Source organism: Lachnospira pectinoschiza, from assembly GCF_900103815.1.
In the GTDB taxonomy this organism is placed as follows: domain Bacteria; phylum Bacillota; class Clostridia; order Lachnospirales; family Lachnospiraceae; genus Lachnospira; species Lachnospira pectinoschiza_B.
Map to the genome: position 1 here is coordinate 98,187 of NZ_FNHZ01000007.1, position 26,661 is coordinate 124,847.

At 35.2% G+C, this 26,661-nt stretch carries 23 protein-coding genes; all 23 read left to right on the forward strand.

Features of this window, described 5'->3' with window-relative positions; genetic code table 11:
• Window positions 1-11: 11 nt before the first annotated feature.
• The 23 genes from BLQ66_RS10150 to BLQ66_RS10260 all read left to right on the forward strand — a co-directional run bounded on the left by BLQ66_RS10150 (window position 12) and on the right by BLQ66_RS10260 (window position 26,326).
• On the forward strand, window positions 12-752 hold the full coding sequence (locus BLQ66_RS10150) for a hypothetical protein (protein WP_074522064.1): 741 nt from the start codon (window positions 12-14) through the stop codon (window positions 750-752).
• A 12-nt stretch (window positions 753-764) separates the two neighbouring features.
• A complete protein-coding gene (locus BLQ66_RS10155) occupies window positions 765-2,051 on the forward strand; it encodes a prepilin-type N-terminal cleavage/methylation domain-containing protein (protein ID WP_074522065.1) in 1,287 nt (428 codons plus the stop codon).
• 10 nt (window positions 2,052-2,061) lie between these two features.
• Window positions 2,062-4,542, forward strand: coding sequence for a hypothetical protein (locus tag BLQ66_RS10160; protein ID WP_074522066.1), 2,481 nt, complete (start codon window positions 2,062-2,064; stop codon window positions 4,540-4,542).
• Window positions 4,542-5,117 (forward strand): type II secretion system protein, encoded by a 576-nt coding sequence (locus BLQ66_RS10165; RefSeq protein ID WP_074522067.1) that lies wholly within the window; start codon window positions 4,542-4,544, stop codon window positions 5,115-5,117. The genes BLQ66_RS10160 and BLQ66_RS10165 overlap by 1 nt, the downstream gene beginning before the upstream one ends.
• An 8-nt stretch (window positions 5,118-5,125) precedes the next feature.
• Window positions 5,126-5,782: a PulJ/GspJ family protein gene (locus tag BLQ66_RS10170; RefSeq protein WP_074522068.1), complete on the forward strand. Its 657-nt coding sequence runs from the start codon at window positions 5,126-5,128 to the stop codon at window positions 5,780-5,782.
• A gap of 12 nt (window positions 5,783-5,794) precedes the next feature.
• Window positions 5,795-8,365, forward strand: a complete 2,571-nt coding sequence (locus tag BLQ66_RS10175; RefSeq protein ID WP_074522069.1) for a DUF5057 domain-containing protein — start codon at window positions 5,795-5,797, stop codon at window positions 8,363-8,365.
• Between the two features lie 113 nt (window positions 8,366-8,478).
• Complete coding sequence (locus BLQ66_RS10180; protein ID WP_074522070.1) at window positions 8,479-10,026, forward strand: YifB family Mg chelatase-like AAA ATPase; 1,548 nt, start codon at window positions 8,479-8,481, stop codon at window positions 10,024-10,026.
• A 27-nt stretch (window positions 10,027-10,053) separates the two neighbouring features.
• Complete coding sequence (gene dprA / locus BLQ66_RS10185; RefSeq protein ID WP_083330344.1) at window positions 10,054-11,205, forward strand: DNA-processing protein DprA; 1,152 nt, start codon at window positions 10,054-10,056, stop codon at window positions 11,203-11,205.
• Window positions 11,206-11,227: 22 nt separating this feature from the next.
• Complete coding sequence (topA, locus tag BLQ66_RS10190; RefSeq protein ID WP_074522071.1) at window positions 11,228-13,306, forward strand: type I DNA topoisomerase; 2,079 nt, start codon at window positions 11,228-11,230, stop codon at window positions 13,304-13,306.
• Window positions 13,307-13,324: 18 nt separating this feature from the next.
• Complete coding sequence (codY, locus tag BLQ66_RS10195; RefSeq protein ID WP_074522072.1) at window positions 13,325-14,104, forward strand: GTP-sensing pleiotropic transcriptional regulator CodY; 780 nt, start codon at window positions 13,325-13,327, stop codon at window positions 14,102-14,104.
• A gap of 318 nt (window positions 14,105-14,422) precedes the next feature.
• The gene (gene flgB / locus BLQ66_RS10200; RefSeq protein WP_027431364.1) at window positions 14,423-14,815 is read left to right on the forward strand and encodes a flagellar basal body rod protein FlgB; all 393 of its coding nucleotides are present in this window, start codon (window positions 14,423-14,425) and stop codon (window positions 14,813-14,815) included.
• A gap of 29 nt (window positions 14,816-14,844) precedes the next feature.
• Window positions 14,845-15,330 (forward strand): flagellar basal body rod protein FlgC, encoded by a 486-nt coding sequence (flgC, locus tag BLQ66_RS10205; RefSeq protein ID WP_074522073.1) that lies wholly within the window; start codon window positions 14,845-14,847, stop codon window positions 15,328-15,330.
• Window positions 15,331-15,433: 103 nt separating this feature from the next.
• Window positions 15,434-15,769: a flagellar hook-basal body complex protein FliE gene (locus tag BLQ66_RS10210; RefSeq protein ID WP_074522074.1), complete on the forward strand. Its 336-nt coding sequence runs from the start codon at window positions 15,434-15,436 to the stop codon at window positions 15,767-15,769.
• 36 nt (window positions 15,770-15,805) lie between these two features.
• Window positions 15,806-17,419, forward strand: coding sequence for a flagellar M-ring protein FliF C-terminal domain-containing protein (locus BLQ66_RS10215; protein WP_074522075.1), 1,614 nt, complete (start codon window positions 15,806-15,808; stop codon window positions 17,417-17,419).
• Between the two features lie 17 nt (window positions 17,420-17,436).
• On the forward strand, window positions 17,437-18,459 hold the full coding sequence (gene fliG / locus BLQ66_RS10220; protein WP_180364717.1) for a flagellar motor switch protein FliG: 1,023 nt from the start codon (window positions 17,437-17,439) through the stop codon (window positions 18,457-18,459).
• Window positions 18,440-19,564: a FliH/SctL family protein gene (locus tag BLQ66_RS11810; protein WP_180364718.1), complete on the forward strand. Its 1,125-nt coding sequence runs from the start codon at window positions 18,440-18,442 to the stop codon at window positions 19,562-19,564. The genes fliG and BLQ66_RS11810 overlap by 20 nt, the downstream gene beginning before the upstream one ends.
• A gap of 58 nt (window positions 19,565-19,622) precedes the next feature.
• The gene (gene fliI, locus BLQ66_RS10230; protein ID WP_074522076.1) at window positions 19,623-20,987 is read left to right on the forward strand and encodes a flagellar protein export ATPase FliI; all 1,365 of its coding nucleotides are present in this window, start codon (window positions 19,623-19,625) and stop codon (window positions 20,985-20,987) included.
• Window positions 20,988-21,001: 14 nt separating this feature from the next.
• Window positions 21,002-21,448 (forward strand): flagellar export protein FliJ, encoded by a 447-nt coding sequence (gene fliJ / locus BLQ66_RS10235; protein WP_027431357.1) that lies wholly within the window; start codon window positions 21,002-21,004, stop codon window positions 21,446-21,448.
• A gap of 58 nt (window positions 21,449-21,506) precedes the next feature.
• Entirely contained in the window at window positions 21,507-22,277 is a 771-nt protein-coding gene (locus tag BLQ66_RS10240) for a MotE family protein (protein ID WP_074522077.1), read from the forward strand.
• Window positions 22,278-22,510: 233 nt separating this feature from the next.
• Entirely contained in the window at window positions 22,511-23,941 is a 1,431-nt protein-coding gene (locus BLQ66_RS10245; RefSeq protein WP_074522078.1) for a flagellar hook-length control protein FliK, read from the forward strand.
• A gap of 16 nt (window positions 23,942-23,957) precedes the next feature.
• Entirely contained in the window at window positions 23,958-24,425 is a 468-nt protein-coding gene (locus BLQ66_RS10250; RefSeq protein ID WP_074522079.1) for a flagellar hook capping FlgD N-terminal domain-containing protein, read from the forward strand.
• Between the two features lie 21 nt (window positions 24,426-24,446).
• The gene (locus BLQ66_RS10255; RefSeq protein WP_074522080.1) at window positions 24,447-24,869 is read left to right on the forward strand and encodes a TIGR02530 family flagellar biosynthesis protein; all 423 of its coding nucleotides are present in this window, start codon (window positions 24,447-24,449) and stop codon (window positions 24,867-24,869) included.
• Between the two features lie 134 nt (window positions 24,870-25,003).
• A complete protein-coding gene (locus BLQ66_RS10260) occupies window positions 25,004-26,326 on the forward strand; it encodes a flagellar hook protein FlgE (RefSeq protein ID WP_074522081.1) in 1,323 nt (440 codons plus the stop codon).
• Window positions 26,327-26,661: the final 335 nt, after the last annotated feature.

The window sequence follows — 26,661 nt, forward strand, 5'->3', positions numbered from 1 at the left end:
GGGGTGGTTATATGAGTAATTTTTTTAAAAATCTTTTTAAGAAGTTAAATATTAGCACCGAAGTATCAACTAGAGATAAAAAATTATTGTTATTGCTTTGTTCTTTTCTACTAATTATTGCCGCCTATTATCTTGTATTTACTAGGGTAGATGCAAAAAATGAAAAGCATGAGCTAGAAATTGTAAAGCTTGAAAAGCAAGTAAAGGACCTAGAAGAGAAGACAAAAAATAAGGATAAGTATTTAGAAGACACCAAGGATTACACAAGCAAAACAGAAGAAATACTATCAAATTATTCCTCAGGCAGCAGTAAAGCTTATATCATAAATTTTCTAAACACAGTAGAGTCAAGCACCGGAGTATGGATTAAATCTGCCGCCTTTGAAACAGCCAATCCAATTTATACCTTTGGTATATTAAATAGCTCAAATCCCGCAAGTACAACTAGTTATGAAACAGATATGGTGGGCTATAGTAACAGCCTATCTATTGCCTATGAGGCAGATTACAATGAATGGAAAAATTTTATTAGCTATGTAAATAGCTATTTTAGTAAGAATACAATAGATAATATATCTTCTTCCTATGATGCTTCCTCTAATATCGTGTCAGGCACCATGACCATTAGCATGTATTATATTACAAGCACTGATAGGGAGTTTAAGGAATCCACTTATGATTTCATAAGAGGAAAAGACAATTTATTTATGGAAAATGTAGACACAACACAGTCAGTTACAGTTAGTGATTAGTAAGGTGGTCCTATGGATAAAAGAAAAGGAAATGAAGGATTTTCTTTAGTAGAGGTTTTAATAAGTATAGCTATATTAGCTATTATAACTCTGCCAATTTTATCTATTTTTACAAATGCTGCAAAGACTAATTCAAAAGCTCGTCGCACTGAAAATGCCAACACTGCAGCAAATAATATTATTGAAGAGATAAAAAATGTATCAGTTTCTAATTTAGAAATTGAAGATCTAAATTATAGCTACCAAAAGGAGAGCAATCAAAGCTTTGAAGATGAGCAGGGAGTGCTCAAATTTTTGGTGTCTAATAATGATAATAATAGCTATACAGGAATTGATGGGGAAGACTTTATAATAGAGGCAATACTTGATCCTAGTTATTATAATGACAACTTTACAAATGGAGAGTCTAATAGCAAGAATAATGTCAACAGCTACGGCCTTTCAAGCTATGCAAGTCTAGATAAGGAAAAGAATATTATTTACACAGACGATGCCATAAATGAAGAGGCCGCCACCTACTTTTTAGAATCCACAGGAGACCTTTATGACAGATCTTGTATAAAAAAGACATCCGTTATTGATGTTAGTATAACTAAAGATAGAACAAGTTCTGATTTTGTCTCTTATATTCAAAAACTAGATGTGACAATTTCCTATTCCTACATAGACGAGGCTAGACCTGACCTTAATATTGCTGACTATATTAGAGAGTTTAATTATGAAACGAAACTAATTACAGCCTCTAATTTAGATACAAAACTAGAGCCAGATTTATCAGAAGATGACTATGACTACATAATTTCTTCTTCTAGTGATTACGAGAATAATGCCAACAAGATTTACATTTTCTATAGCATCTTTGATGATTATTATGCAGATGAAAATGTATCTATAGTTGATGGACAAAAAAAGCAGTATGCAAAGGATGAAATCACCATAAATTACTCCTATGATACTAGCTTTAATAAAAAGGTAGCCTTTTTAAATTTAGATCTACTTTTTATAGAGCAGGAAAAGCAAGGGGATGAAGGCTATGTAGTGCTTAGTAATGACAAAGTAACTTGTAATTATTATAGTGATGCCAATAAAAGCTCAAGGGAAAATCAAAGTCAAAAGGAAGTATCAAAAGACTTAGTGGTGTCCATTTTTTCCAATGTTGAAAACTGGGCCTTATCCATTGAAAATGGCATAAAAAGTCCTGGCAAAAACTACATCTATAGGCTTATTGTAAAGGTCTATTATAGAAGTAGAGAAGAAGAGAATTTACTTACAACTATTGTTAGCACAAAGATAGAATAGAGGAAATCCTATGAAGATTTTTAATAGAAAAAAATCAAAAATAAATTTAAAAATGAATAAAGCAGGTTCGACTCTTATTATTGTGCTAATTATGTGCTCTTTTATTCTTATTTTAGCAAGCTCAGTAACCTCTGTAGTTATGCTAAATCTTCGCATGAAAAAGACTAAGCTTAATTCTAAATCTAGTTTCTACACTTCAGAAGAGGCTGTAGATGAGATTTATTTAAGCCTTTCAAAGACTGCCATGGAAAGCTTTAATATGGCCTATATTGATGAATTAAGGCGCTATTCAGATAATCTAAATCAAGCAAGAACCGATGCAAGCTTTACTAATGCAAGTGCTAATTCCCTTTTTAGAAAAAACTATACAATAAGACTCCTAGAAAAGCTTGGCATAATCACTGAAGCTAACAGGGATAGTTATCTATCTGACATTTACCTATCAGCTAATAGCTTTGATAGCCTTTTTGGAGAATTTGACGTAGATAAAAAGGAAAATTTAATTGAGACACTAAAATCTTTCCTTGAGACTAATGCAGAAGGAAAGCTTGATGTTAAGGACATTTTAAGCCTTAGTCTTACTAAGGAAAATGAAACGCTAACAGATTTTTCAGGCCTTAATGTAAGTCTTGATAATTACACTTTGAAAATAAAAGACATAACTATTAGTTATATGACAAGTGCTGGTTATTATTCAGATATAACTATTGATTTTGATATTAGCTTTCCATCCGAGCTTCTTGACCTTGTGGATACTAATATAATTGCCACAACTAATTTTTCAAAATACGCTCTTATAGGAAACACAGGCATTATAAACTCTGGTAGCACTAATCTCTATGCAAGTGCTTATGGTGGCGGTGAAACTGGAATTACAGTAGATAATAATGCTAGCCTAAATTTTAGAGGCGGGGAGAATTCTAATTTAATTTCCGGCTCTGACATAAATATTAAGGGAGGCAGTTTTAACCTGCTTTCTGGAAGGCTCTGGGGGGAAAACATTTTCACAAAAAATAACCCTTCTAGCCTTACAATTGCAAGCAATGCCAGCGCTTATCTAAAGGATGATTTGCAGCTAGAAGCAGATAAATCTACTGCCACAATTAATGGAAACCTTTATGGCTACGGCTATGTGACGGCTAACGGGGCTAGTCACCTTTACTCAAGCTCCATGATAATTAACAGTAATGAGAGCAATATTTATATTAATGCCAATGCAAATGTGTTGCTATCCGGCAATGCCTATATTGGCTATAACGGTTTAGAAAGCCCCTATGCTACTGGCTTTTCCTATGCAGGCTATGGCAATCAGGAAAGCTATCTAGTGCCTTCTAGATACATTTCCGCTAAAGTAAATCCGGTGCCACTAATTACTGCCACAGACTATAACACAGCAGGAAACACAGGTGTCATAAACTATAAGGGTAAGGAAGTAACAATTAATATTGATGAGTCATTTTTTGCTTACGCCTTTCTTAATAGTGATAAGCCCTACGAACTTAAGTTAATTTCAAACGGGGACTCTACTGGCAGCGCCTATTATTATCTTAATTTTAAAAATGTAGCACTAAAGGCAGTTTATGCAAAACTAATTGAGTCTGATGAGGCCTTTGATGCCTTTAAGGAAAATAGTAGTTATTATCAGGGCTTAAGCAATAGCAAAAAGGAAGAGTATGAGGAGATTAGAGATGCCCTACATGATAGTCTAAGGGTTAATGCTTCCTCTACAGCTAGCAATATTTATCTTAGCGATTATGCTAATATGACAGCCCTTTCAGATAGCATTTATGATAGTTATTTAAGGGCGGTTAATACAGGCTCTACAACTATAGATTTTAACTATGATGCTTACCTTGCTAAATATAATAATTACTCTATAAGATATAACATTTTACATAAGATATTGCTTCCAATAGAGGATGTGGATACTAGACTGCTTACAAGTGCAGATATTGGCAGCGAAGAGGTTATGGATGTTGCTGCCTATAGCGACAACGTTTTCAATAATTTTATATCTAGTGAGGGCTTTAGAAAATATATTCAAAACCGAGCAGTAGCGGCGCACAACTACGGTGTTATATCAGAGGATGACTATATGCTTGTTGCCATTGATAATGAGGGCGCTAGTAAAAATGCTGTAATTGTGGATTCTAGCCTAGCTAATTCAAGCTACAGCCAGGGCAAATTAAAAATGTCAAAGGGCATAATAATTGCTTCAGGAGATGTAACTGTAAGATCTGATTTTACAGGGCTTATTATGGCTAAGGGCACAATTAGACTTGAGGGAAATGTAAATATTTACCCTCTAACGGAAAGCCAGATTATGAATATGATTGAAGCAGATGATGGTGTTACAAACGGGGCTGGAAGCGGTCTTTATCCTTTTAAGTCGATTTTCCTTTATGGCTATGAAGCAGAGGATGAGGACAGCCTAAATAGCACAGACCTTGAATACACGGATTTAGTTGAAATAAAGAATTGGAGAAATTAATGAAAAAAATGGACATGAAAGGCTTTAGTTTAATTGAATTACTAATAACGCTTGCCATAATGCTTGTGCTAATATCAGGCAGCGCTATACTTATGTCCACTTTAGTCAATGCCAATGAGCAAAGGGCAGTAAATTCACTAAAATCAGAGGTGGAGATGCTTAGAACTAACACCCTTTCAATTGATAATTCCTACTATATAGAAATTACTAATAAAGAGGGAATAATCTATATAAATAGCTATAAAAATGGAGATTTAATGGATTCTACTAAGCTTGGCTCTAGGATTTCCCTTTCTATAAGCTTTACAGAAGGAGATACAAGCACAGGTCTTACCCTATCAAAGGGCACTAGTCTCTTTATTGAATTTGACAAATCAAAGGGTTCTGTTAAAAGTCTAAATTATGGAGGAAGTGCAGTTAATTCATCTGAGGATGTCAATGGAACTAGGGTTTATTACATAACTTTTACAGGGGGAACTAATCTAATAGAGAATAGCTTTATAAACTTTAATATAAAGGGCAGAAAAACAAAGTCTTTACTACTTTATTTAAAGACAGGACTCTTTAAGGAATAGGGGGAACTATGAAGGAAAACGAAAAGTCAAAAATTACACAAAATAATAAAGGCTTTAGTTTTGTTGAACTTATCATAGCCCTTGCAATTTCAAGTATTGTGCTTTTTGCCCTAGGTGTTTTTGTAAGCCAAAGCGTAAGGTCTTATAGAAGGTCAACAGTTAATGCAAAGCTTGAGACTAAGCTAGATAATGCCATGGCCTTTGGGGAGAGTTGCGTACTAAATGCTAGCTCTATAAGGCTTTTTAAAGTCGGAGATTTAGTTTATCTACTAAGCTATGATAGTGACAACAACCAAGTAGGCCTTAAGTATGAAAATGAGACTCTGTATTACATTTTCAACCAAGAGGAAAGTTTTATAGCAGAAAACATTACAGACTTTAGTGTAAAGCTAAATAAGGACATGATAAGTTTAACAAGAAAAGATTCTAATAGCTTTAATCTAGATTATGTCTCAGATTATCCAATGCTTGATATAACTATTAGCTCAAAGCTATCGGGCCAGGAAAGGACCATAAATAAGAGCTTTAGCACTAGAAATAGCTGTAAGGATAAGCTTTATTTAGGGGAGGGAAATAGTGAGTCTAGTATAGATTTTGTAAAGCTTAGCACTAGTGAAAATCAAGTGATTCCTACTAGCTTAGTTGATAGTTTTATAAATCAGTAAATAGGAGTGCCTATGAATAAGGAATTTAAAAAGGATTTGTATAAAATAGCCCTTTTACTAGTTGTTATTTTTTGCATTTCGCTTCTAGCAATCTTAAAGGGAAGTAAATCAAGTACGGTGGCAGCAGATACTGTTAGCTACCCTATTAGAGTGCTTGAAATTGAGCCAAGTGGTGCAAGCAAATATAACAATTATTCATCGGCTAAGCAGATCCTTAAATGGTTTGGTTTTAAGGTAAAAAATATAAAGAAAAGTAATTACACAAATTATGTAACAATAGATAGCATCGCCTCAAACGGTTTTATTGGCATGAACTCTGATATTGTAAATGACTATGATTTAGTAATTATTGGAGATTATAATCCTAAAGGTTATCTTGCAAGCGGCGCCCTTCAGGGTAATGGAAACTACTCGCCAGCAGGTAAATTTTTAAAGATGAATTTATCCATAGAATCCACAGGAGAGACGGTTTATGCTGCCTTTAGTGGCAATGACTTTACCCTTAAAAGCCTTAATAAATTGATGAATTTTATAGACAATGGTAAGCCTCTAGTTTTAGCTAATTCCATTTATAATGCCATTAATGAAAAGACCTCAACTAATAGTAGTAATTACAGTGTAAATGTCTATAAATTAGCTCCTTATTATTTAGAAAAAAATGGACATAATACCTCTAATATATTTGATGAAACAAAAGATATTTCTCTTAACTATATTAGTCATCCAGAAATAAGTCTAGATGATGATTTTAAGGCAGATTATGACAGTAATAAGATAATTAATTCAAAAAAAGTTTTAGCTTCCTCCCTTTCTAGTTTTGAAATTTATGGACAAATTGGTTCTACTAGTGAGAGTTATGACCTTGATATTTATATTGATAAAAACGGCGATGGTATATTTTCAGAAATAGCAGGTGAGGAGTATGAGCTTTACTATTCTTCAACTCGTTCAACAGATAGTAAAATCACCACAGATAATAAGGGTAACTTTAGAGTAAGTCTTGCCCTTCCAACAGAGCTTAGAGGCTATGTGGGAATTAAGCTGGTGGCTACAAATAAAATGGGAGGCTCTTGTCAGGATACAGGCTGTATTATTGTTTCAGAAGAGGATGTAAGCGAAGTTAAGGTTTTACAAATTGTTCCTCTTGATGATGTAACCACAGGAAATTTCTTACTTGAAGATGAAGCTTTTATGGAAAGATTTGATGCCATTTCAGATTTGGTTGGAATTGATTTATCCATTGATAGTGTCTCAGTTAATGACTTTGTTAGCTGGTATGACGGGGTTGATTACGAAATGAATGGGCTGGATATCTATGATGAGTCCAAGAATAAATTGTATAAATACGACATGCTAGTCCTTGGCTTTTATGATAACTTTAACCGTGAGGATATTGAAAGTGAAAGTGCTCTAAATAATATTGAGGACTTTATAAATTCCGGCCGCGCAGTATTATTTAGCCACGATAATTTCATCTATTCCGCCTATTCAGATGTTAATTATGAAAATGTAAGAGTTCTAGATATGTCTTCTGCTAAGAAATCTAATATTGATACCTCCTTTAATTTAACCTCAAGGTTTAGAAATATGGCAGGTATGGATAGATACGGAGTTTCTGATAAGTCGGTTACAAGTGTAGCAGGGGCTAATAAAGCCACGGTTTTTGATGATAATTATCAGGGCTATACTAATTTAAATCTTATGCGAAGAGGCACGGATAATGGTAATCCTTTTAAGATATATACTAATATTTCCGATGAGATAAATAAAAGTGTTCTAACCACTACTAATGTAAGGCAGCTAAATAAGGGTCAGGTTACAGAATACCCTTATGGAATTGATGAGAGTATTACAGTTTCAAAGACCCACTCCCAGTGGTTTGTGGTAGATTTAGAGGCAACAAATTCAAAGCTAATTGATTCTTCAAAGGATGTAGTGGTTTGGTATGCACTCTACTCTTCAGATTCGGGCTCTTATTACCACCTATCAGGAGTTGACGCCCTTAATAACTACTACATTTACTCCAAAGGAAATATTACTTATTCCGGCTGTGGTCACTCAGAGGTTACAAAGGATGCAGAACTTAAGCTTTTTGTTAATACTGTAGTTAAGGCCATAAAGTCTGGTAATTCTACACCTAAGATTTCAAGCACTACAGGAATTAAGACGGGTTCTAATTCCTACGAGCAGGCAATTAGATCAAATGATCTTTCTTACTTATCAGACCTTACTACAACCACTAACTATCTAAGATTTACAGTAACGGATATTGATATGGGTATTTCAAATGGTGCCTATTCCTATGGAAGAGCCTTCTGGGATGTGGACGGAGATGGCAGCTTTACAGAAGGAGTGGATGTGATATTAGAAGAATACGAGGGAGACAATTGCCTCAGAAATAAAGTGGAAAATGTACTGGATTTACGAGATTATCTAAATCTAACAAATAGTGAAGGAATAAGCCTTTATGATAGTTTAACTAGGGGAGATTTAGTAATTACAATCTATGCAGAGGATGTTAATAAAACTAGGGGAACTACTAGCTTTAGTCTTGCAAGAAGGGATTTATTTGACTTAGATTAGAATTTATGATAGTCTAGGAAAGTCTTTTAGCTAGAATCTAGCAAAATTCCAATTAACAAAACAAAACTAAAGCAAAAAGTAATTAACAAAAGAATCAAAAGAAAGGACACTAGATGTATAGTTGTATTAAATCAGCCTCTGTTTATGGACTTGAAGCTATTTTAGTGGAAGTGGAAACAGATGTCTCAGATGGTCTACCAGATTTTAACATGAGTGGTTTACTTAGTAGTGAAGTAAAAGAAGCCAAGGAAAGAATCAAGGTAGCAATTAAAAATTCAAATTTCAAACTCCTACCCCAAAGAGTAGTAGTAAACATATCTCCTGCAGATATTAGAAAGGATGGAACGGGCTTTGACCTGCCTATTGCCCTTGGCTTACTTGCGGCAAATAATCTAATAACTAATGAATCTTTAGGAGAGTATTTCTGCATTGGAGAGCTTGGCCTTGATGGTAGTATAAAAGGAGTTAAGGGAATATTGCCCTGCGTATTAATGGCTCAAAAAGCTGGTATTAAAAATGTAATTATTCCAAAAGCTAACAAAGAAGAGGCCTTAATTGTAGAAGATATAAATGTAATTACCGTATCTAATCTAAAGGAATGTGTAAATATAATTAATGGTAAATTAGAGGCTTCAAGTCTTAATTTAAATAGTCTAGACACATTTTCAAAATCCCAAATTATAGAAGAAAAGGATATAAAGACCCCGGACTTTAGTGATGTCAGAGGACAAAATAGCGCTAAAAGAGCCACAATGATTGCAGTAGCCGGGATGCACAACATCATGTATATGGGGCCTCCAGGCAGTGGAAAAACCATGCTTGCAAGTAGAATACCCTATATTATGCCGGATATGACAAAAGAAGAAAGGCTTGAGGTCACTAAGATTGAAAGCGTGGCAGGAATATTAAAGGAGGGCAGTGGTCTTGTAAAAAAACGACCTTTTAGAAATCCTTATCATAACATCACCCTGAATGCCTTAATGGGAGGTGGCGCATTTGCTAAACCTGGGGAAATCACCTTAGCAAGTAAGGGAGTCTTATTTCTTGATGAAATCACAGAGTTTAATTCAAATATTATTGAAAGTCTTAGAAGCCCTATTGAGGATAGAAAGGTTAAGGTTACAAGACTTAATTATTCTTATGACTACCCTGCAGATTTTATGCTAGTGGCGGCCATGAATCCTTGCAAATGCGGCTATTACCCTGATAGAACTCGATGTAAATGTAGAGAAGTAGACATAAGAAGATATATTGGAAAGATTAGTAATCCAATTTGGGACCGCTTCGACATTTGCATAAAAACTAATGAAATTAAGTTTAAAGATATAGCCTATGAGACAGAGATGGATGAAAATGTGCTCTCAAATAAAAAGATGAAAGAAATGATTTTAAGGGCTAGAAAGGCACAGCTAGAAAGATTTAAAGACACTAATATCAATTTTAACTCCCAAATGAATTCAGAAATGGTAAAGAAATACTGCCAGTTAAAGGATAGGGAAAAGGAGCTTATGGAGCGCTTTTATGAAAAGAAACATTTAACTGCAAGAGCTTATACAAGGATCCTTAAGACGGCTAGAACTATTGCGGATTTAGAAGGGGAGAAGGACATTAACTGGAGTCATATTTCAGAGAGCTTTTCCTATAGAAGGGTTAATGAATAAAAACAAAAGAAGAATAAGGAGAATTTTATGGAAAATTTAAGCGAGATTACAAAGGGATTTTACTGGTATTGGATTAATAGCATCCCAAGGGTGGGCCTTGTAAAAATCCACAAATTACTAGAATATTTTGGAAATCCTAAGAGGGTATTTTTTGCAAAGAAGTCGGACTATTTAAATATAGAAAAGATTAGTGAAAATGATGCTAAGGCCATTGAAGAATCAAAGGAGGTTGGCTACATTTTAAAGGACTATATTAAGCTTAGAAAGTCAGATATGAAATTTAGCTATCCAGGAAAGGAAGACTATCCAAAGCAGTTACTTGATATAGAAAATTATCCTGTGAATCTATATTATTATGGAAGACTTCCGGATTTTAATAAGCCAATTGTTTCTATTGTAGGGGCTAGGGGCTGTACTGATTATGGAAGAAGAATTGCCTATGAGTTTGCAAAAAGCTTTGCTTCTAATGGTATTCAGGTAATTAGTGGTATGGCCCTTGGAATTGATTATTATGGACAAAAGGGGGCTATTAGTGCTGGCGGTTATTCTTTAGGAGTCCTTGGAACTGGGGCAGATGTATGTTATCCAAGAAATAATTTAGAGCTATATCTTCATTTAAAGAAAAATGGAGGAATATTGTCAGAATATAAGCCAAATACTCCTGCAATTCCTGGACATTTTCCAGAGAGAAATCGTATTATTAGTGCACTAAGTGATGCGGTAATTGTAGTTGAGGCAAGGAATAAAAGTGGTAGTAAAATTACGGTGGATTGGGCTCTAGAACAGGGAAAGGACGTCTTTGTAGTACCGGGGAGAATCTCTGATCCTTTATCAGTTGGATGTTTAGAATTATTGAAGGAAGGCGCTAATCCTATACTTAGACCAGAAGATATTTATCAATGCGATTTAATTTTTACTAAAAGCAATAAAAATCAAGCTTTATCTAGTGAAATTTCCCCACAAAACGAACAATTTAGACACAATTTAAATAAATTGCCTATTGCCAGTCCCAAAAATATGGTGTATAGTGAACTCGATTTGTATCCTTGTGCGTTAGATGATTTAGTAACTAAAACAGGGTTACCTTTAAGTATCGTGGTGGAAAATTTATTAGAGTTAGAGCTAGAGGGTTTAGTGGAGGAGACAACGAAGAATTGCTATGTAAGGGTACAAATCTAACATAGTAACGGAGGAATAAGAAGTGGCTAAGTATTTAGTAATAGTAGAGTCGCCAGCTAAGGTAAAAACAATTGGAAAGTTCTTGGGTTCAAATTACAAGGTAATGGCCTCTCAAGGACATGTACGTGACCTTCCAAAGTCACAGATGGGTATTGATCCAGAAAACGATTATGAACCTAAATATATAACAATTAGAGGTAAGGGTGAATTACTTGCTGCCCTAAGAAAGGAAGCAAAGAAGGCAACTAAAGTATATCTTGCAACCGATCCCGATCGTGAGGGAGAGGCGATTTCTTGGCATTTAGCAGCAGCTCTTAAATTAGAAGATAAGGATATCTATAGAATTACCTTTAATGAAATTACAAAGGGTGCAGTTAAGGAATCTTTAAAGAATGCAAGAAAGATTGATATGAATCTTGTTGATGCACAGCAAGCAAGACGTGCCCTTGATAGAATCGTGGGTTATGGAATCAGTCCTCTTTTATGGGCAAAGATTAAGAGAGGTTTATCAGCTGGTAGAGTTCAGTCTGTTGCGCTTAGAATCATTTGCGATAGAGAGAAGTTAATAGATGAATTTATTCCAGAAGAGTATTGGACAATTGAGGCTAATTTAAATATTGAAGGTGAGAAGAAGCCTATTGTTGCCCAGTTTACAGGAACATCTAAGGGTAAGCTTGAAATCAAGTCAAAGAATGAAGCAGATGAGATTTTAGCTAAACTTAAAAAAGAGAAATTTAGTGTTGATCAGATAAAGAAGGGTGAGAGAAATAAAAAAGCTCCACTTCCATTTACAACAAGTACAATGCAGCAGGAAGCAGCTAAGGCCCTTAACTTTGCAACTCAAAAGACCATGCGAATTGCACAGCAATTATATGAAGGTATTGAAATTGAGGGAAGAGGTAGCGTAGGTTTAATTACTTATTTACGTACTGATTCTACAAGAGTTGCAGATGAGGCAGTAGCTACAACAGCAAGCTTTATTAATGACAATTATGGTAAAGACTATGTAGCTGGTAATCATACTGAGGCAAAGAAGGATGAGAAGAGAATTCAGGATGCCCATGAGGCAATTCGTCCTACAGATTTAACTCTTTCACCAGTTGTTGTAAAGGATTCTCTATCTAGAGATCAGTTTAGATTATATCAATTAATATGGAAGAGATTTATTGCAAGTCAGATGACACCTGCAGTTTATGAAACAACTTCTGTTAAGATTAAGGCAGGAGATTATAGATTCTCAGTATCTGCATCTAAGGTTAAGTTTGAAGGTTTCATGGCAGTTTATAAGGAAGCTGATGATGAAGAGAAGTCTAATACTCTAGCTAAGAGCTTAGATGAGAATTCAAAGCTTAGCTTAGAAAATGTTGAGGGAATTCAGCATTTTACACAGCCACCTGCACACTACACAGAAGCTAGCCTAGTAAAGAGCCTTGAAGAGCTTGGTATTGGTAGACCATCTACTTATGCGCCAACAATTTCAACAATTATTGCTAGACATTATGTGGCAAAGGAACAGAAAAACCTTTATGTAACAGAGCTTGGCATTGCAGTTAATAACGCTATGACAACAGCCTTCCCAGTTATTGTAGATACACAATTTACAGCTAACATGGAATCTTTACTTGATGGAGTTGAAGATGGATATGTGGATTGGAAGGATATTATTAGAAACTTCTATCCAGATTTAAAGGAAGCAATTGATACAGCCTCTAAGGAATTGGAAAATGTAACAATTGAAGACGAGGTTACAGATGTTATCTGTGAAAACTGCGGTAGAAACATGGTTATTAAATATGGCCCACACGGTAAGTTCCTTGCTTGCCCTGGTTTCCCAGAGTGTAGAAATACAAAGCCTTATCTAGAAAAGATTGGCGTTCCTTGTCCTAAGTGTGGTAAGGATGTAGTTCTTAAAAAGACTAAGAAGGGTAGAATCTTCTTTGGTTGTGAAGGCTATCCAGAATGTGACTTTGTTTCATGGCAGAAGCCATCAGTTAAGCCATGTCCTGAATGTGGCGGTTATATGGTTGAAAAGGGCTCAAAGCTTGCTTGTGCTAACCCAGAATGTGGCCATGTAGAAGTACTTAAAAAGAACGAAAACTAGTATTACAGGGGTGAATTTATGAGTATACAATTATTGGACAAAACTCGTAAAATTAATAAGTTGTTACACAATAATCACACCTTAAGAGTAAATTTTACAGATATTTGTCTTTGCCTTTCAGAGATTTTATTATCTAATATTATTGTTACTAGTAAAAAGGGCAAAGTCCTTGGAATGGCTAATTTAGAGGAAGGTCCCTTTATAAAGGATTTTGTAATATCTAAGGGTGGTTTTATTGACCCAGAGCTTAATGAGAGATTTTTAAGTGTCCTTAGTACTAATGAAAATGTTAATCTTGCCATCTTAGGTTTTGATAGTAAGGATGTAAAGAATATTACGGCCCTTATTACACCTATTGAAATTGCTGGCGAGAGACTTGGTACACTTTTTATGTATCGAAAGAATAACAATTATGATATTGACGATATTATTCTTAGTGAATATGGAACTACAGTAGTAGGCCTTGGTCTTATGCAGTCTGTTAATGAAGAGTCTGCAATAGATGCAAGAAAGCGTCAGATTGTAAAGTCTGCAATCTCAACTCTTTCTTCTTCAGAGCTACAGGCTATGAAGTATGTTTTAAATGAACTTGATGGAACTGAAGGAATCTTAGTTGCCTCAAGAATAGCTGATAAGGTAGGCATTACTCGTTCTGTTATTGTAAATGCCCTAAGAAAATTTGAGTCGGCTAATGTAATAGAAACTAGATCTTCAGGTATGAAGGGAACTTATATTAAGGTATTAAATGACTTAATATTTGACGAGGTTGAGGCTAAGGATGGCAGTCTTTCTCTTTAGCTTATTAGGCTAAAAATCATAGAAAGATGAAAAATCCTACTAAAATTACTAAATATATAAATAATCTTGCTTTTTTACTATAAAGATAGTACAATATTACTATCCAAGGAGGATAAAGCGACGAATGGATGGATCCACATTAGTGGGTCCATTTTTTGTTTTATCCTGAAATACGTGATTTAAAGATCTTGCAGGATTTTGGCAAGGCAAAATTTACTTGTAATTTTATTAATTTATTTTATAATTAAATTAGTATTATTCGTGAATTAAATATACTCATAGTAAATAAAAAAGCTTTTTCTTTTGAAAGGAGAATCTATGGCGACAGGAGCATTTGGTTATGTAAACCTATTAACAACTGCTGCTAATGCAAGTTGGGCGAGGGAAGAAGTACTAAGTAATAATATTGCTAATGTTGATACTCCAAACTATAAAAGGCAAGACATAGAATTTACTACATTTTTAGAAAATGCCCTTCAAAGAGCAGGTAGCGATGCCACCTCTCTTAGTCAGAGAGTAAACAATGTTAATTACAATGATATTGCAATTAGAACTTATACAGATAATTCTACACTTTCATATAGAACAGATGGAAACAATGTGGATTTGTCCACTGAAAATGTAGAACTAGCCTCAGAACAGTTAAACTATTCGGCATTGATTGACAGCATTAAAAATGAGTTTAATAGGTTTGGTTATGTGATTAAGTAGTAGGAATAGTCTAGCTAAAGGAGGATTATATGGCACTTTTTACATCCTTTAACATTAGCGCTTCTGGAATGACAGCACAGCAGCTAAGAACTGATGTTATTGCAGAAAATATTGCTAATGCGGATACAACTAGAACTTCTGATGGAACAGCATACGTAAAGAAAAACGTTGTATTTACAGAAAAGACCTTAACAGGTACAGCACTTGGAAAGAAAGCAAGTGTTTATCAGAGCTATTCTACATTTGCAGATGCACTTCGTATGGCAAATGGAGGAATTGTAGGAAATGGTGTTAAGGTAACAAGCGTTTATGAAGATACAAATACAGATATGAATATTGTATATGACCCATCTCACCCAGATGCAGATGAGAACGGTTATGTAACATATCCTAATGTAAATGTAGTACAGGAAATGACAGACTTAATTGATGCTTCAAGATCTTATGAGGCAAATATTTCAGCCTTTAATGCAGCAAAGACTATGGCTCAAAAGGGCTTAACCATTGGAGAATAGGGAATAGAAATTTATTAATAAAAGAAATCATAAAGAGAAATTATAAAGAGAAATTAGTAAGGTTTATAAAGAGAAGTAAGATACTTAAATTTGGAGGTGGCTTATGGATGTTACACAGGCTGTAAACAATTTAAATTCAGACTATGTCTATAAGGTAACAAATGCCATGAATCAAGGGGCACTAGCAAACACTAGTGAAACTAATTCAGGGGATGCTTTTAGTGCAGTCTATTCTTCTGTTACAAGCTTACTTGAAAGTACTAACGACTATATTGAACAAGCTCAGCAGGCAGAAGTTGACTTTGCCCTTGGAAACTTAACGAACACACATGAATTAGGGGTATATCAGCAACAGGCAAATATTGCATTGCAATACACTGTTGCCATAAGAGATAAGGCACTAGAAGCCTACAACACAATAATGAATATGCAGATTTAACAAAACCATTTTTGAAGGATTTGGGGTGTGAGAATTATGTTAGAGAGAATTAGGGAAATACCGGCTAAGCTTCTAGACATTTGGAGAAGTTTTTCGAAAGTTCAAAAAATAATTATTGTCAGTGGTATTACTGTCTTTATTGTAGCAGTAATAGTACTGGCCTTTGTGCTGTCTAGACCTAAATACGAAGTCTTAAAGACTTGTAGTGATTATGAGACTTTAGGAGAGGTACAGACATTACTGGATGAAAATCAAATCAAATACAAAATTGATAATCTTATAGTTTATGTTGAAGATAAGGATTTAACTAAGGCTAAGGTAGCAATTGCCTCTGGTAATTTTACAGCTGATGGTTATACCTTTGAAGAGGCAATGTCTAACGATCTAACAACTACAGACTCCGATAGAATAAAGAAATACGCTAATTATTTGCGAAGTAAATTATCTAATGACCTTGAGGGTTATAACGGTATTAAGTCAGCAGAGGTAAATGTAACAATACCAGAGGACACCTCAAGCTTTTATGCAAATTCAGCTGAGACTACAGTAGCTGCAAAGCTTACAACAACAGGAAGCTTTGATGAGTCGCAGGCAGAAGCAATTGCCCTTTTCCTTGCAGCTTCAGTAGGTAATTCCACAACAGATAACATTACTATTACAGATGATAATGGAAATGTATTGTTTAGTGGTATTAATTCTGACTCCACATCCACAGTTACATTAAATAAAAAGCTTAAATACAAATCAACAATAGAAAATACAGTAGTTTTATCTCTTCAAAAGGCCATTACAAGCAGTGGTTTATATGATGAGGTAAATGTTGCTATTAATTTAGATTTAGACTGGGATACTATCAATGAAATCTCAACTACTTATACAGCACAAGATGGTAGAGAAGAAGGTCTATATTCAGAAAGTTATGAACTTGAATCTACTGGTACTACAGCTGCTAGTGGAACTCCAGGAACTACAAGTAATGATGAGACAACTTATGATGTTACAGATGGCACAGACTCTACTTCTACTTATACAGTAAAGCAGTATTCATATTTGCCAAATGAAATCGTAAAGACTACTAATAGTTCTCCTGGAGATATTGTTTATGATTCATCTACAATTGCAGTAACCCTCATACAAAAGGTTGTTTATAAGGAAGAGGAGGTGCAGGATGCTGGACTCTTGTCTGGTACAACTTGGGACCAATATAAGATAGATAATGCTGAATCTGTAAAGTTAGAGGTAGATGATGACTGGATTCAGATTATTGCTAAGGGTACTGGTATTACAAACACTGATAACATTTCAGTAGTTGCCTATCAGGTACCATATTTTGAAGATAAGCCAACAACTAATATTTTAAAGACAGCTAGCTTCTGGATTCAGATTGTGCTTGCTGTGGCTATCTTAGCAATTCTTATCTTAGTAGTTCTTAGAAGTACAAGACCTCTTACAGTTGAGGAGACAGAGCCTGAGTTATCTGTGGAAGATATGTTAGCTACTACTAAGGAAGCAACTGCTCAACAAACAGTTGATGATATTGATGTACAAGAAAAATCAGAAACCCGAATTGCTATTGAGAAATTCGTTGATGAAAATCCAGAGGCCGTGGCGCTACTATTGCGTAACTGGTTAAATGAAGACTGGAATTAGTAAGGGAGGAAGAGTATATGCCAAAAGGACCTAATGGTGAAAATGAGATGGATGGCGTTGAAAAAGCCGCCACACTATTAATTGCACTTGGACCAGAAAAATCAGCTAAAATATTTAAACATTTAAAGGAAGAAGAAATCGAACAGCTTACTCTTGAGATTGCCAACACAAGTAGTGTTTCACCACAGACTAAAGAGGCAATTCTTTCAGAGTTCTATGAAGTTTGTTTGGCTCAGCAGTATATTGCTGAAGGTGGTATTTCTTATGCTAAGGAGCTTCTTGAGAAAGCCCTTGGTGAAGATAAGGCTAAGGATGTTATTGGTAAGTTAACTGCCAGTCTTCAGGTTCGTCCCTTCGAATTCATTAGAAAGACAGATTCATCACAGTTACTTAACTTCATTCAGGATGAGCATCCACAGACTATTGCCCTTATTTTATCCTACCTACCAGCAAGCCAAGCTTCAATGGTTGTAGGTTCTCTAGCACCAGAAAAGCAGGCAGATGTTGCAAAACGTATTGCCTTAATGGATAGAACAAGTCCTGATGTAATTAAGCAGGTTGAAAAAGTATTAGAGCGTAAGCTATCAAGCCTTGTAAATCAGGATTACACAATCGTTGGTGGTGTAGATGCCATTGTTGAAATTTTAAATACTGTTGATAGAGGAACAGAAAAGCATATCATGGAGACTTTAGAAGTAGAAGAGCCAGAGCTTGCTGATGAAATCAGAAAGAAGATGTTCGTATTCGAAGATATTCTTTCACTTGATGATAGATCTATTCAGAGAGTTCTTCGTGATGTTGAAAATTCCGACCTTTCTCTTGCCCTCAAGGGTGCCACAGAGGAAGTTCAAAATGTTGTGCTTAACAACCTTTCAAGCCGTCTTGCTTCTATGATCAAGGAAGATATGGAATTCATGGGTCCTGTTCGTATGAAGGATGTTGAAGAGGCTCAGCAGAAGATTGTTAATATTATTAGAAAGCTCGAAGATTCAGCAGAAATTGTTATTGCTAGAGGTGGAGGTGACGAAATCATTGTCTAATCTTCTTAAACGTGGAAGTATTGTTAACAAGGACGAAAGAGTCATTGATTACAATGAAATAATACAAAAAAAGATCGAGGCTCTTAGTGAAAGCTACGCAAGAAGAGATGAGGATGGTTTTGTTAATGGCCTTGATGCAGATTACATAGACTATGATGACTATGAAAATGATGAGGACATAGATTCCTTACTTGAAGATGGTGAAGAGTATGAGGAAGATTATTCAGAGCTTACAGCAGATGTAGATGAGGAATTACAAAGGCTTTATAATCTTGAGAATATGGGCTTTGACGATGATGTATCACCAGAGGAGCGAGACGCCATTTTACAAACAAGAGAAAAAAGAAAGCAGGCTCTTTTAGAAAAAAAGGAGGAGCTAATTGAGGAGGCAAGAAAGCTAAGAGGCAAATCTAAGCCAAAGGAAAGACAGGCAAGATCTGCGTCTAGGCCTACTCCTAATATTACTACAGAGAGTCTAGCCCAAATTAATAAACAGTCAGAGGAAATACTTGCTGCTGCCAATGAGGAGGCAGAAAGAATTTTAGAGGAAGCAAGACAAATGGCTGAGGGCATTGTTAATGAGGCTAATGAAGAAACAGAGGCTATTAAAAATGATGCAGCCCAGTCAGGATACAACGATGGTTGTATTAAAGCGGAAGCTAAAATTGAAGAAATGCGACAAGAACTTGATAATGAATATGAGCAAAGAAAAGAAGAGCTTGAAAGAGAGTATGAAGAAAAGAAGGCCAATATTGAGCCGGAGCTTGTGGACATTTTAACAGATGTATTTAAAAAGGTGACCTTAACTGTGGCAGAGGATAATCAAGAGATTATTATGCATTTAATTAATGGGGTTATGAGAAATGCAGATAGCAGTCATAATTTTATTATTAAGGTTTCACCAGATGACTATAAATTCCTGATTAATAATCAGGGAAAGCTTTATGTGGCCATGTCAAAGGAAGTTAATATTGACATATTAGAGGATCCAACCATGAAGCGAAACGAGTGTATCATTGAAACGGATACGGGAGTATTTAATTGCGGCCTTGATATTGAGCTAGATAATCTAATTAAGGATTTAAAGCTACTTAGCTGCATTTAGAAATTTACATTAGTAGATACATTTTCATTAGTAAATAAGAATAAGAGGGGGAGTGGCATTGGTGTCATTAGTAGACAGAAATAAATACTATGCTCTAACAGATAAGTCTTTTTATGACAAGCTTGGTAAGGTTACCAAAATCGTAGGACTTACAATTGAATCTATTGGCCCAGATGCTAAGTTAAATGATCTATGCCGCATTGTCTCTGCGGACAAATCTGTGGTTTTATATGCAGAGGTAGTAGGTTTTAGAGATTCTAGGGTTTTACTTATGCCCTTTGATGTAGTAGATGGCATAGGTCCTGGTTCCGTTGTGGAAAATACAGAACATCCCCTTTCAGTTAAGGTAGGAGATGAAATTCTAGGTCACACCCTAGATGGTCTTGGAAATCCCACAGATGGCTTTGAGCTTGAAACTAGCACAGAGTATTCTGTTGAGGCCACACCACCAGATCCTATGGATAGGGTAATTATTAATGAAGTGCTTCCTCTTGGAGTTAAGGCAGTAGATGGACTTCTAACCGTTGGTAAGGGACAAAGAATCGGTATATTTGCAGGTTCAGGTGTTGGAAAATCCACCCTTCTTGGTATGTTTGCAAGAAATACTAAGGCGGATATTAATGTAATTGCCTTAATTGGCGAGCGAGGAAGAGAAGTAAGAGAGTTTATTGAAAGGGATTTAGGTCCTGAGGGTATGAAACGTAGCGTGCTTGTAGTTGCTACCTCAGATAAGCCTGCCCTTATTAGAAATAAGGCAGCAAAAACTGCCACAGCAATAGCAGAATATTTTAGAGACCAGGGAAAGGACGTGCTTTTAATGATGGATTCATTAACTCGTTTTTCCATGGCACAACGTGAAATAGGTTTGGCCTCTGGTGAGCCGCCAGTTACAAGAGGTTATCCACCTTCAGTTTATTCTGAAATGCCAAAGCTACTTGAAAGGGCTGGAATGTCAGATAAAGGTTCTATTACAGGTCTTTATACAGTCTTAGTTGATGGTGATGATTTTAATGAACCCATCACTGATACTGCAAGATCTATTCTTGATGGTCATATTATGTTATCTAGAAAACTTGGCCATCAAAATCACTATCCAGCAATTGATGTTTTACAAAGTATATCAAGATGTATGAGCCAGATTGCAAGCCCTGAACATAAAAAAATGGCAGGACGACTAAAGACTGTTATGGCAACCTATAATGAAGCAGAGGACTTAATTAATATTGGAGCCTACAGGTCTGGTTCTAATAAAAATATTGACTATGCCGTTTATAAAATCGACAAGGTTAACGCCTTTTTATGCCAGCAAACAGATGAGAAGTTTAGTTTTGATGAAGAACTTGCCCTTTTAGCTGACATTTTCTCAGATTATGAAAGCTTTGAAAAAGGGGAACTTAACCTATCTGGTGTAAAGCGAAAGTAGGGAGTGAGTAGTCTATGGCAAAGTTTGTTTATAGGATGGAAAATGTATTAAAACTTAAGGAACAAATCGAGAGTCAAAGACAGATGGAGTTTGTACAGGCACAAAATAAAGTTCTTGAAGAAGAGGAAAAAATGAAGGCCTTAATTAATCGTTACAGAGGATATGTAAATGATCAAAAGGAGGCCTCAAAAAATAAAATTAGCATTGTAAATTTACGACATTTCGGAGACTGTATAAGAGTTACAAAGGAGCTAATAAAGGCAGAAACGGTGCAAGTTAAGGTTGCAAAAAAGAATTTGGAGGTTGCACAAAAACGACTTGCAGATGCGGTTATGGAAAGAAAGATTCAGGATAAGTTAAAGGAAAGAGCCTTTGAAGAATTTAAGCAGGAATTAAGTAAGGAAGAAATGAAAGAGATTGACGAAGTTATTAGTTTTAATTACAATAATCGTAGTATTTGAACGCAGTGTAAGCAATTTTAAAGAGTAGCTAGTTTACTAGACAAAAGGGGAGGTCTATATGGCTAAGAAAAAGTCTAAGGACGAAATTGAAGACGAGTTACAAAACGAAGATGAAGAAAAAGAAAAAGAAGGCGGGATATTAGCTAAACTTGGCAGTATCTTTATTGCTTTAATTGTCATCGCTATTTGGCTTGCAATCTTTGCCCTACTGATTAAGATGAATGTAGGGGGGATTGGTAGTATGTTGCGCCCTTATTTAAAAAATGTGCCGGGAATAAATATGATTTTGCCAGAGGGTTCTGATGAGGAGACAGCAAAAGAAACTGGCAGCAGCTATAAAACCCTAGCAGAAGCTCTTGATAGAATTAATGAGTTAGAGGCTCAAATTGAGGAGTATGAAAATAATGGCCAGACAGAAAAAATCTCAGAGCTTGAAGCAGAGGTAGCAAGACTTAAGGTCTTTGAAGAGAATGCAGAATACTATCAGCAGCTAAAGGATAAGTTTGATACAGAGGTAGTTTATACAGATAACGCCCCTGATATTGAAAACTATAAGAGCTGGTATGAGTCTATTGATGCAGATAATGCGGCCAAAATCTATGAGCAGGTTATAAAGGATTTAGCTTATTCTGAGGCAGTAAAAGAGTGGGCTAGTACCTTTGGTAGTATGGAAGCTGCCAATGCTGCAGCAATTTTAGAAGAAATGACAGGAGATACAGACCTTGTGGCAGATATTTTACTTAATTTAGATACAGAGGTTAGAGCTGCTATTATGGCAGAGATGGATACTGTCTTTGCTGCTAAGCTAACAAAGGTTATGTATCCATAGCTATAAGCTAAGTAGCAGACCCGAATCCGGCGCTAGACTTACGAGCGAGTCTTGACAAATAAAGTCGGAGATATATTTTCAAAAGGATAAGCTTACAACCCTTTCTAATTAGGAAAGTTTTTTTAGGAAAATGTTACTAATTAGGAAGGGTTATTTTTGTGCCTGTAATTAGAAAACTTGTACTAAATTAGCCGCTATTCACTTCCGATATATTTCTTGAAAGGAGGTAGTAGATGCAACTAGCCAATTTAGAAACTAGCTTAAAGCTAAACTTTAACATGGGTCCAAACAGCACATCAAAAAAATTATCGGGCCCTGAGACTAATCCTTTTGGACAAGTTTTAAAAAATACACTAAAGACAAGTAATAGCACATCAAAAGAAACTAATGAAAGCTTTGCAAGTACACAGACAAAGCAAGTTAAAACTAATGATAATAATACTAATAAGGCTGATTTTGATAATGAGATTAAAACTTCTAATAATGAACTAGAATCAAGCGTAAACAAGTTAGAAGAAGTAGATGAAAGCACATCAATTCCTACAGATCTTATTAATGAAGAAGCCAAGGAAATTATTAGTGAAATCGCAGACTTACTTGATATTGACAGCGATGAAATTATTGAAACCATGGCAAGTCTTAACATGAATGTATTTGACCTATTTGATTTATCAAAGATTCAAGAACTTATGTTAGAACTAAATGGCGAGGGTGAAATTGCTTTAATTGTAGACGGAGATTTTTCATCTAAGCTTGAAGACATATTAGCATTTGTAAAGGACAAAATAGAAGACTTAGCAGAAAGTTTTGATATTCCAGTTGAAGAGCTTAGAAAAAATTTTGAGGGAGAGAAAAATATCTTTGAGGGCATATTCCTTAAAGAAGACAATAAAGAGTTAGTAGATACTAGTAAGCTAAATGCACAAAGCCAGCTTATAAGTCCTAAGCAAGCTTTTAATGAAGCTTCATTAGAAGAACCAAAGGAGGATTCACTAGAATCGGTAATTGAAGAAAAAACAATTATTAATCTAGAAAAAAATCCGGCCCAGGCAAATGAAAATGCAAGTTCTAATGAAAAGGGGCAAGACATTTTTAATAACAAAAAGGAAGACCTAAATACAGCAACAGTTAATAATCAGACAGTAACTTCCGATGTTTATAAAAATTTTGCCAACGCATTAGAATCCATTGAAAATACCACAATCAATCAGGTAGACGTAGCAAGACAGGTAATTGATCAAATCAAACTAACTAGCAGTCAGAATCTAAATCAGATTGAGGTAATGTTAAATCCTGAAAATCTTGGCTCAGTACATGTAACAGTTACAGCTAAGGAAGGAATTATAACAGCAGAACTTACAGCTACTAATGAGGCGGTTAAGAAAGCCCTAGAAAATCAGATGCAGACCTTAAAGGAAAACTTTAATAATCAGGGAATTAAGGTTGAGGCAGTTTCAGTAACTATTGAGAGCCACTCTTTTGAGGGAAATACTAGTTTTGAAGGGGATACAAGCAAGGACAATTTAGGACAGGATAAGAAAAAAAGAATGAATCTTGATTTAAGTTCGCTAAATGACCTTGATTTTGAAGAGCTAACTGCCGATGAAATAAGAGCAAGGGATTTAATTGAAAACGGCGATGCTTCCGTTTCTTATTTAGCATAAAAGAAAGGAGTTTTTTATGGCATCAGAAGTAGGAGTTTGGTCGCAGGTTAATGCCGATGGCAGCGTTTCACAAACCGCTACAACAATGAGTTCAAGTCTTAGTTCTATGGGTTCTACAGAAAGTAAGACAACAATTGATGTAGACGGATTTTTACAGTTAATGGTAGCTGAAATGCAAAACCAAGACCCATTAGAGCCAACAGATAATTCAAAATACATGGCTCAGCTTGCTACATTTACACAGGTAGAAGCAACAACAGAAATGAATGACAATCAGATTAAGCAAACAGCTTCTAACTTAGTTGGTAAATACGTAATTATGAAAACTAGTACAAATAATGACGGTTTTGTTGGTGGCAAGGTTGATTATTGGGAAGAGATAAGCGACGTTTTATATCTAGGCATTGGAGATAAATTATATGACATTAACGATTTAGACACAGTAATGGACGATGAATATTTCGACGTTTGGTCAGCACAGTAATCTAAAGAAGAGGTGACCGATATGAATAATATTGTAAATGGAAATATTAACTCAATTGAAGCTATGACCGATGCCGTACTTAAGTCTACTAAGCAAACTAGTAAGACAAATGAGTATAGCGGTCCAAGTTTTAAAGAGATATTTAATTCAAAAGCTTCTATTGATTCCGTTATTTCAAATAGTAGTATTGGCCAGGTAAAATTTTCAAAACACGCAAATCAGAGACTTGAAGAAAGAGACATAAATTTAAGTGATGAACAATTAAACAGGCTAGAAGAAGGAACACAAAAAGCAATTTCTAAAGGAATAAAGGAATCTTTAGTATTAGTTGATAACCTTGCATTTATAGTTAATACAACTAACAAAACAGTTGTAACAGCGATGGATAGTCAATCTAATGAGGAAAACGTATATACCAATATTGATGGAGCTGTTGTAATTTAGCCGGACCTTTTGGAGGTTAACATCCCAGACTGCTTGAAGGGATGAGCAACATTTTCTATTAATATGGTGTCATCGTGATTAACCTAATTGCATTAGTGGAAACACTATCAAACTAAATTAGGAGGACAAATATTATGATGAGATCATTATTCTCTGCTGTGTCAGGTTTAAAGGCGCATCAGACAAGAATGGATGTAGTTGGTAATAATATTGCCAATGTAAATACAGTGGCTTATAAGTCACAGTCAATGACATTTTCAGAGGTTTTTTATCAGACAACACAAACTGCTTCAGGACCTAATGATACAAAGGGTGGTACAAACCCAAAGCAGATCGGTTTAGGTTCATCTGTAGGAAGTATTGCTACTGCAGTTTCAACAGAAGGTGCTTCAGAGCGTACAGATAATCCTTACGATTTACAGATTTCTGGAAGTTCTTTCTTTGTTGTAAGTAGTGCAGGAAATACATACTTTACAAGAGCTGGTAACTTTAAGGTAGATGAAAGCGGTGCCTTAGTTACATCAGATGGTGCTAATGTAATGGGTTGGCAGACAGATGATGATGGTAATATTGTAAAAGATATTGTATCAAAGCTTTATGTTACAAGTTCAGAATTTACATATACAGCGCCAGCAAGAACAACAGCCCTTACCCTTACAGGAAATATCAATGCTTCTTCTACAGATTCAATTACAACAACAATGAACTTCTATGATAGTGTTGGTAACTCATATCAGGCTACAGTAACACTTGATTATGTAGATTCAGGTTCAGATACAGTAAAGACTTATAGTATTACACCAGTTTCAATTTCACAGAATGGTTCAATTACAAATCTTTCCTTTGATGTTTCAGGTCAGATTAGCTTTAATGCCGTAACTGGTGCCTCACTTGAATCAAACAGCGAAATCGTTTTAACTCTTAATAATAACGGCAGCGGTTCTACAGAAGTTTTATTAGATACTGTAGGTGCTGAAGATACATATCAGATAAATCTTGATGCCTCAGGTCTTACAATGTACTCAGATAAGACATCAGTTAAGTCTTCAATGGGTATTACAGAAGATGGTTCAACAACTGGTGCAGGTAAGGCAACAGGTACAATGACATCAGTAGGTATTGATACATCAGGTTGTATCGTAGCAAGTTATAGTAATGGTGATACAGTAACAATTGGTCAGATTGCTGTAGCAAGCTTTGCTAACCCAGAAGGTCTTGAAAAAGCAGGTGAAAACCTTTGGGCTGCAACTCTTAACTCAGGTCTCTTTGATGGAATTGGTGAAGACGTTACAGCAGGGGATGGCAAGATCACATCTGGCGTATTAGAGATGTCAAATGTAGACTTATCATCAGAGTTTACAACAATGATTACAACTCAGAGAGGTTTCCAGGCTAATTCAAGAATCATTACAGTATCAGATACAATGCTTGAGGAATTAATCAACTTAAAGAGATAAATTTTAGCATTTAACACAAGAGGCGCTAATTTCATTTTAGCGCCTCTTTTTTTCTCTGTGCTAATAAAGCATTTTAACTCAGTCGGGGTACAAACTAATCTTTATGAAAATGTATTTATAAGGAAAATTTGTCTGATTTAGCTAGGTAATTAGTACTATACAATTAGTGTAAAAGTATTGAAAAACTAAAATAATAGAAAAATATTAGTGAAAAATGACACATTTTCAAAAAAATATGTTAGAATAAAGAAAAATAGTGGTTAAAATAAATATATATTATTGCTTTATTTAGCTAAAAGTGTTTTAATATTATTAGTGAACATCGTGACAAATTA

Excerpts from the sequence above, each read along its gene's own strand:
- BLQ66_RS10215 (WP_074522075.1), top strand. The coding sequence starts at position 15,806 with ATGTTAGAGAGAATTAGGGAAATACCGGCTAAGCTTCTAGACATTTGG.
- flgB (WP_027431364.1), top strand. The coding sequence starts at position 14,423 with ATGGCGACAGGAGCATTTGGTTATGTAAACCTATTAACAACTGCTGCT.
- dprA (WP_083330344.1), top strand. The coding sequence starts at position 10,054 with ATGGAAAATTTAAGCGAGATTACAAAGGGATTTTACTGGTATTGGATT.
- flgC (WP_074522073.1), top strand. The coding sequence starts at position 14,845 with ATGGCACTTTTTACATCCTTTAACATTAGCGCTTCTGGAATGACAGCA.
- BLQ66_RS10180 (WP_074522070.1), top strand. The coding sequence starts at position 8,479 with ATGTATAGTTGTATTAAATCAGCCTCTGTTTATGGACTTGAAGCTATT.
- fliJ (WP_027431357.1), top strand. The coding sequence starts at position 21,002 with ATGGCAAAGTTTGTTTATAGGATGGAAAATGTATTAAAACTTAAGGAA.
- BLQ66_RS10245 (WP_074522078.1), top strand. The coding sequence starts at position 22,511 with ATGCAACTAGCCAATTTAGAAACTAGCTTAAAGCTAAACTTTAACATG.
- fliG (WP_180364717.1), top strand. The coding sequence starts at position 17,437 with ATGCCAAAAGGACCTAATGGTGAAAATGAGATGGATGGCGTTGAAAAA.
- BLQ66_RS10150 (WP_074522064.1), top strand. The coding sequence starts at position 12 with ATGAGTAATTTTTTTAAAAATCTTTTTAAGAAGTTAAATATTAGCACC.
- BLQ66_RS10240 (WP_074522077.1), top strand. The coding sequence starts at position 21,507 with ATGGCTAAGAAAAAGTCTAAGGACGAAATTGAAGACGAGTTACAAAAC.
- BLQ66_RS10210 (WP_074522074.1), top strand. The coding sequence starts at position 15,434 with ATGGATGTTACACAGGCTGTAAACAATTTAAATTCAGACTATGTCTAT.
- BLQ66_RS10160 (WP_074522066.1), top strand. The coding sequence starts at position 2,062 with ATGAAGATTTTTAATAGAAAAAAATCAAAAATAAATTTAAAAATGAAT.
- BLQ66_RS10250 (WP_074522079.1), top strand. The coding sequence starts at position 23,958 with ATGGCATCAGAAGTAGGAGTTTGGTCGCAGGTTAATGCCGATGGCAGC.
- BLQ66_RS10165 (WP_074522067.1), top strand. The coding sequence starts at position 4,542 with ATGAAAAAAATGGACATGAAAGGCTTTAGTTTAATTGAATTACTAATA.
- codY (WP_074522072.1), top strand. The coding sequence starts at position 13,325 with ATGAGTATACAATTATTGGACAAAACTCGTAAAATTAATAAGTTGTTA.
- BLQ66_RS10260 (WP_074522081.1), top strand. The coding sequence starts at position 25,004 with ATGATGAGATCATTATTCTCTGCTGTGTCAGGTTTAAAGGCGCATCAG.
- BLQ66_RS10170 (WP_074522068.1), top strand. The coding sequence starts at position 5,126 with ATGAAGGAAAACGAAAAGTCAAAAATTACACAAAATAATAAAGGCTTT.
- BLQ66_RS10175 (WP_074522069.1), top strand. The coding sequence starts at position 5,795 with ATGAATAAGGAATTTAAAAAGGATTTGTATAAAATAGCCCTTTTACTA.
- BLQ66_RS10155 (WP_074522065.1), top strand. The coding sequence starts at position 765 with ATGGATAAAAGAAAAGGAAATGAAGGATTTTCTTTAGTAGAGGTTTTA.
- BLQ66_RS10255 (WP_074522080.1), top strand. The coding sequence starts at position 24,447 with ATGAATAATATTGTAAATGGAAATATTAACTCAATTGAAGCTATGACC.